Source organism: Levilactobacillus tangyuanensis, assembly GCF_003946545.1.
Classification (GTDB): domain Bacteria; phylum Bacillota; class Bacilli; order Lactobacillales; family Lactobacillaceae; genus Levilactobacillus; species Levilactobacillus tangyuanensis.
The window spans coordinates 1-6,549 of sequence record NZ_RHOA01000026.1 but is presented as its reverse complement, the minus strand read 5'-3'; the positions used below and the strand labels follow the sequence as shown (position 1 = coordinate 6,549).

Here is a 6,549-nt window from a genome sequence, read left to right as displayed (position 1 = left end):
ATACTCGACTGGCAAACACCGTATCAGGTTATGCTGACAAATTTGTCCAAAAATTCGGATTAAATTTGCAATCTACCGTTTCATTGTTTTCGCTCATCCCCAGTGATAATATCGATAATTTGAGACTGCTTGTGAAGACTTGTCCCACTTCCAAATCAATTTTTGGTAGCTAACATATTTTGCATAAGAAATGGTTGGTCCAAAGCTGTGAGAGTCTTGATGACTAATTTTATATTTATGATGACCGACCACTTCATATTTAACGTTAGTTTGACCAATTCCCCAGCGAGCACCGCCTGTTGGCCCCCAAAGAGAAAACCATTTGGTGCCAAATGTAATTCGACCAGTTCCATGATGCCATTTGGTATGTTTAAGAATTTGTGGAATACCATGATGCCAAGTGCTTGCCTGCACTAAGTCACCCTGACTTTCCCCTGAAAATTCCAACAAGAAACCACTAACAATCAATCCAATAACTACCGATTTTCTCAAGTAATCATCCCCTAATTATTTTCCACGGTAAACACGACTGCCAAACATCACCATTACATTAGCATGCCCACCAAATGTTCTAAAACGAATATTCAAATGTGTCCCCGTTTGCGGGTTCAAAGCTCGAACCGTGTAACGATTTGTTGCTGTTCGCTTGTTGGATGTAAGCTGATTCCTGAGACAACTTTTAAGAGAGCGTATAATGAATAAATCGTCTCTCAAAAGGAAGGAATTTTTACATGCCAACTCGTTGCGACAAAGAATTCAAACAAAACATTATCAACCTATATAAGCAAAGCGAATCAGCTGCCCAACTGGCCAGAGAATATGGCATTGGCTATTCAACAGTTCATAAGTGGATCCAGGGCCAGGCCAAAACTCAATCCGGTAAATCGCCAGACGAAATCAAAGCGATGGAAAAGCGACTGGCTTCGCTGTCTGAGGAGAACGAAATCCTAAAAAAAGCCCTGGGCTTCCTTGCACAGAAGTAACCAATATCTTTGATTACATTCACCAAGAAAGCCATCACCACCAGGTAACCAAGATGTGCCAAATCCTCGGTGTTTCCAGAGCTCAGTATTATCGTTATCGATCCCCCAAACCTTCAAAACGCCGGGCCGAAGATGCGGACTTGAAACAACGGATTCTGCGGATCTTTGCGGAATTTAAGCAGCGATACGGTGTTATGAAGATCCACCATGAATTGAATCTGGAACTTCAACCACTGCAGCTTCGGTGCAGTCCACGACGGATTTCCCGGCTCATGAAGGAACTGGATATCCACTCCGTTATCGTCAATAAGTGGAAAGCGGCTTCGGCTTCCAAAACCAAGGTTGAACAGCGTCCCAACTTGCTTAAGCAGGATTTCTCGACCACTGGTTTAAATCAAAAATGGACCGCTGATATGACCTATATTCAAACGAAGCGTAATGGCTGGTGTTACTTATCAACCATCATGGACCTGCACTCACGACGGATTATCGGCTATTCGTTCTCAAAAAAGATGGATACTGATTTAGTCTTAAAGACCCTTGAAAGCGCGGTTAAAAATCGAACCATTACTGGGGACCTGATTATCCATACGGATTTAGGATCACAGTATACCAGCGATGATTACAATCAACGTTTAACTGAGCTACATATCCGCCACTCATACAGCCGTAAGGGTTGTCCGTATGATAATGCGCCAATGGAATCCTTTCACGCTTCTCTCAAAAAGGAATGTGTTTATCCAGTGCCGGTCTTTGAAGATTATGAAACTGCCGCTGCCGTCCTTTTTGAATATGTGCATGCTTTCTACAATAGGAAGAGAATTCATAGTTCACTGGGCTACCAGACCCCCTTACAAGTTGAAATCGCAACACTTACGAGCCAAATGGCCGCCTGATTTAATGCTTTCCAGGGTTCAAATAAGTTATTAATCACGATTAATGATTTATTTGAGCTGTGGAAGGTAAACGCGGTTCTGAATGTCTCTTAAAACCTGTCTCAAATATTGACTTCAATCCACTTCTTAGATGGCTTTTTTGTATAACAACAAGCACTAACCCTTTAAGTGGAAAATTCTCACTACCTGGTTTAACACAACCGGAACGATGTATCCAATTACACACAAGATAATACCGGTTTTTTGAATGATCGTTAAGTCTTTAAAATCATGCCAGAACCCCACAACTAGACAAATAACCCCAATTAAAATTAAGAATGGAATTAAAACTGCAATATTAACCCAATTAATCATGTGATCACCTCATCTATTAGCTATACCAATTCTTACTTTACATAAGATGGCTTATCCCAAGTAACCCCCTCACTCCCTGATAAAACAACGATCCATTATTTGGCCTTTGTGAAATTTGACGGGAGAGGAGTGGTCTAGATGAAAAATCCCCAAAAAATCAGTAAACTCACTTTGTGAATTTAACCGCCTAAACTCCTAGACCATTGCGCCAATCGTGCCTGACACCAGTCCAAAAAATCCCGTTCTGAAATCGTTGGTGTTCCCGTCAATAACTTTTTTGTGATGGGCTCCTCACCTAAAGCCGTCTCAATTAACCCAACCACTAAATAATCTGTCTGTTTCGTAACCCAATTTTGTGGTTTCGCCCCAAAGACTTTCGCCAAACTAAAAGCTTGATCCCGAGTCATGGTAGTTAGACGTCCGGTAAAAGCAATCTCACAATCTCTTAAATCAAGCATTTTAAATCATCAACTTTCTTGATTCTAATGTTGGTTTTGACTTGACGGGTTATGGTTTTCCATTCAGTTTAGAGGGAGTGACGTTTTGAGCGCAGAATTGTTCCCTGGAATCAGCTATTTGGAATAACTGAACCAGAGTACAATTCTACGCTAAGGTTTCCCCCTAGTTCGTCGGTCGTTAACGCCCGTCGCTTGTCTGTACAATTGCGGTATTGCTACCACCACTCATTATAAACCTACGTTTTCGGTTTAACCTACTAAAAAACGCCCTAGCAGGCGTTGGTAATACGTATTTATTTTTGTTCGATCACCAACTAATCAGTGGCACCAAGCCGAAGCTTCGTTTTACCACCCGCGCCGTTAATGGTCGCGCTCACCATTCACCACCCAGCCGTACAGATAACCTTGTTGTGGTATAGCCAGACTTATTGAAGTCGCACTGGCAAACGTGTCCCCTTGGATTTAGACCCCAGCTTGTCCCCTAGGGCTTTAAAAATCGCACCGGCCATGATATAATAGTCATTAAACAAGTTGACTTTTATGTGGCGCTCACCGATTCCCGTCGGTGGGTGTTTTTTTATGTTCTATTTTATGTAACCAATATTACTCGTTGTTTGGTGATAAATCAACATTTCTTTTTATGTATCCTTGTATCCTTGTATCCTTGTATATTCATATCCTTGTATCTAAGTATCCTTGTATCCTTGTATCTAAGTATATTAGGATACTTGCAGTCAATCTTAATTTAACGGCTTTTGAGAAGAAATGTATCCTTGTATCCTTGTATCCAAGTATCTTTGTATGTTATCATCCTTGTATCCAAGTATCCTTGTATATTAGGATACTTAATTGGAGGTCAGTATAATGGGTGAAGTAATTACTTTTGGAAATTTTAAAGGTGGCACCGGTAAAACAACAAATGCCACGCTTGCATGCCTGGCACTAGCTCGTGCTGGTAAAAAAACGCTATTAATTGATTTCGATCCTCAAGCAAACGCTACAGATATTTACTTTAAAACCGCGGCTAATTTAGGCCACGATGATATTAAATTTAATCAAACCTTGCTTGCATCAATCCAAGAAGAGGACTTATCAAGATCGTTGGTTACTTTGGATAAAAACATTGACTTTATTCCATCAAGCGCAGATTTTTCATTGTACCCACGGATTATGGAAAAAAAGTTTAAAAATAATTATAAAGATAGAGTTACATATTTTAGCAAGCTACTTGCTTCACTAAAAGAAAAATATGATTTTGTGGTATTTGATTTGCCACCGACTATTTCCTTAATTTCTGATAGCGCCTTATACGCTTCAGATTGGGTTCTGATTATCCTTCAAACTCAAGAGCACAGTCTTCAGGGTGCCGAATCGTTTCTAAAATATATACAGGAACAGGTAATCGATGAATACGAAGCACCTAGTTTGAATTTACTCGGTATACTTCCTGTGCTATTAAAGAATGGGGCGCCTGTTGATCACAGCACATTAGAAGTAGCAGAAGAAGAATTTGGGAAAGAAAACATGTTAAAAACCCTAATTCGTAATATGGAAAGAATCAAAAGATATTCAATCAGAGGTGTATTTCTAAAAGATCAATTCGATAAAAAAATAATTAGATTATACGATTCTGTGGCACAAGAAATTATTGAAAGGGCGGACTAGCATGGTGGAACTTTTACACAATCCTAACTCAAATAAAAGCAAAATAATTCCTAGAAAATCGGCGCCCCAGCCCCAAAAAGAAATTTCCATATCTTCTCTAAACGAATCAAACAAAACGAAGTCTAAACAAATAGATGGTGTTACTTTTGATACTACGCTCAGAATTGACAATCATCTAAAAAACTTTATGAAAGCTATGGTAATTTTAGGGTATAGCTCAACTCAACAAAACGGATTAGCCCAATTACAAAAAACTTTTTTTGAATCGTTAACTGAGTCTGAACAAAATACGCTTACGACTCAAATACAGACTTTGGAAACCGGCGATGCTAACAAAGTAAAAAGTAAATAATCACGTGCTCTCAGACGACACGTTCACCTTTTAGATGTATACTTGTCCGTTTAAATTAAGCAGAATGCACACAAAAAAGCCCTCTATTATGCGGAATAGAGGGCTTTTCTGAAATCATTACATACAGGCTTTGCTTAGGAGCGTTGCTTGTGTCCATTTAGGACATACACAATCATATAACAATCAATGCTGTCACTTAACTTACTCAAAAAATCCACCCACCTCGTGATGAGATGAGTGGATTTTTGGTTGTGTGGTAGATTGTAAAATTAATCCGAACGCTGTTCGGACAAAAAAGATCAGCTTCTCCAGTTTACAATTCAAGTGCAACACCCTGACGACTAGACCATAAAGGCCATGAAGACCTATTCTTGTTAGTGCTAGCTAAACAAGAAAGCAGGAATCTTCATGACCCACTCTCAGACTAACACCCACAAGCATTACCAATAACTCAGTTTTAGCGACCGTGCTACAATTCAGGCCCTTCAGGCTGCTGGTGACACCGCGACCGTGATTGCACAGAAGCTTCATCGCAGTAAAGCGACAATCTCACGAGAAATCACGCGTGGATCTGTAACTCAGCTCGACTCGAAGCGTCACTCGCATCAAGTCTATCTTTCGGAAACTGCCCAAGCCATGCACGACCGTAAACGCGATAGAACCGGTCACTACGCCTTTCTTAAGACCGGCCGTGCGTTCTTCAAGGCTCTCGCCAGGGAGCTTACTCGTAAGCCGCGCGTACACAGCGTTGATAGCTTCGTACACTTCTATCGTGACCAGGGCAAGGCTTGCCCTTCAACGACAACTGTGTATCGCTACATCGACGCCGGGCTGCTTGAGCTAGACAACATGACACTTCCCAAGAAGCTCCGACGCCGCATCAAAGGCTATAAGAACGCCCACAAGCGCAAGAATAAGAAGATATACGGCGACTCAATCGAGTTGCGTCCTGCGGCCGTGAATGACCGCACAGGCGTGGGACATTGGGAAGGCGACTTGGTCAAAGGTATTCGCTTAGCTGATGAGCCAGCATTAATGACGCTCACAGAACGGTACAGCCGGACTGAGATCATCGTCAAGATTCCTGACTATCATGCGGGCACCTGCCTTAAAGCCTTGCAGGACACGATCGACGACTACGGGGCCAAGGAATTTGAGAGTATCACTTTTGACAATGGTTCCGAGTTTGCCAAGTTATCAGAGATTGTTGGAACCCAGATTTACTTCGCACATCCGTACTCGCCTTGGGAGCGTGGCACAAACGAGAACGCCAATGGACTGCTTAGAGAATTCTTCCCGAAAGGGAAGTCTCTCAGAGCAGTTACCCTGGTTGAAATTCAAGCAGTCCAATCCGCACTGAACCATCGTCCCAGACGTATTCTGAACTATCTTCGCCCATGCGATTACTACCGATGCATGGCTTAACAGCCTAGACCACTATCAAGAATTCGTTATCATCGTTGCACTTGACTTGAAAATTGAGGGATTTTATTCCAGAAAATCTTTGCCTTAAAAAAGCTCGCTATTTCCTTGCTAGAGTGCTTTTTTATTACGTAAAAAAGTGTTAGTATTTAAGTGCATGAAAATGCCCTTTCATGTATGATTTGTTGGCCCTTACTCTTGGTCTGGTAGGGGCTTTTATTATGCCTTAATCCGTGTTATTATACTGCTTGTACCAATCACCTCAGATACTACCTTCATCAATTTGTGCAGAGTTAAAAGGGCCCTTTAGTTTTATCGCTGGGGGGTCTTTTTATTATCTCTGGCAAATTACAAGTTTAATCCGAACAAGCCCGGAATCTTTCAATGGCAGTCTGTTGATGATGTATTTTTAATGGTCG

The 6,549-nt window shown here is 41.3% G+C and carries 6 protein-coding genes and 1 pseudogene; 5 read left to right on the top strand and 2 right to left on the bottom strand.

Annotated features, from left to right (window positions below; all coding sequences use genetic code 11):
* Positions 1–93 precede the first annotated feature (93 nt).
* Positions 94–492 (bottom strand): hypothetical protein, encoded by a 399-nt coding sequence (locus tag EKM96_RS10395; RefSeq protein ID WP_125643352.1) that lies wholly within the window; start codon positions 490–492, stop codon positions 94–96.
* A gap of 239 nt (positions 493–731) precedes the next feature.
* On the opposite strand from EKM96_RS10395, the gene EKM96_RS10785 reads away from it, so the two are divergent.
* Entirely contained in the window at positions 732–983 is a 252-nt protein-coding gene (locus EKM96_RS10785) for a transposase (RefSeq protein WP_125643349.1), read from the top strand.
* 5 nt (positions 984–988) lie between these two features.
* Complete coding sequence (locus EKM96_RS10385; RefSeq protein WP_318531044.1) at positions 989–1,879, top strand: IS3 family transposase; 891 nt, start codon at positions 989–991, stop codon at positions 1,877–1,879.
* A 533-nt stretch (positions 1,880–2,412) separates the two neighbouring features.
* Here EKM96_RS10385 and EKM96_RS10375 read toward each other — a convergent pair.
* Complete coding sequence (locus EKM96_RS10375; protein WP_020923847.1) at positions 2,413–2,691, bottom strand: BRCT domain-containing protein; 279 nt, start codon at positions 2,689–2,691, stop codon at positions 2,413–2,415.
* Between the two features lie 864 nt (positions 2,692–3,555).
* On the opposite strand from EKM96_RS10375, the gene EKM96_RS10365 reads away from it, so the two are divergent.
* From EKM96_RS10365 to EKM96_RS10355, 3 genes and pseudogenes are all read left to right on the top strand, one after another.
* The gene (locus tag EKM96_RS10365; RefSeq protein WP_015639692.1) at positions 3,556–4,356 is read left to right on the top strand and encodes a ParA family protein; all 801 of its coding nucleotides are present in this window, start codon (positions 3,556–3,558) and stop codon (positions 4,354–4,356) included.
* Between the two features lies 1 nt (position 4,357).
* Positions 4,358–4,708 carry a DUF5388 domain-containing protein gene (locus EKM96_RS10360; RefSeq protein WP_011222016.1) on the top strand — a complete coding sequence of 117 codons (351 nt, stop codon included), beginning with the start codon at positions 4,358–4,360 and terminating at the stop codon, positions 4,706–4,708.
* Between the two features lie 408 nt (positions 4,709–5,116).
* Positions 5,117–6,133, top strand: a pseudogene (locus EKM96_RS10355) (IS30 family transposase).
* Positions 6,134–6,549 lie beyond the last annotated feature (416 nt).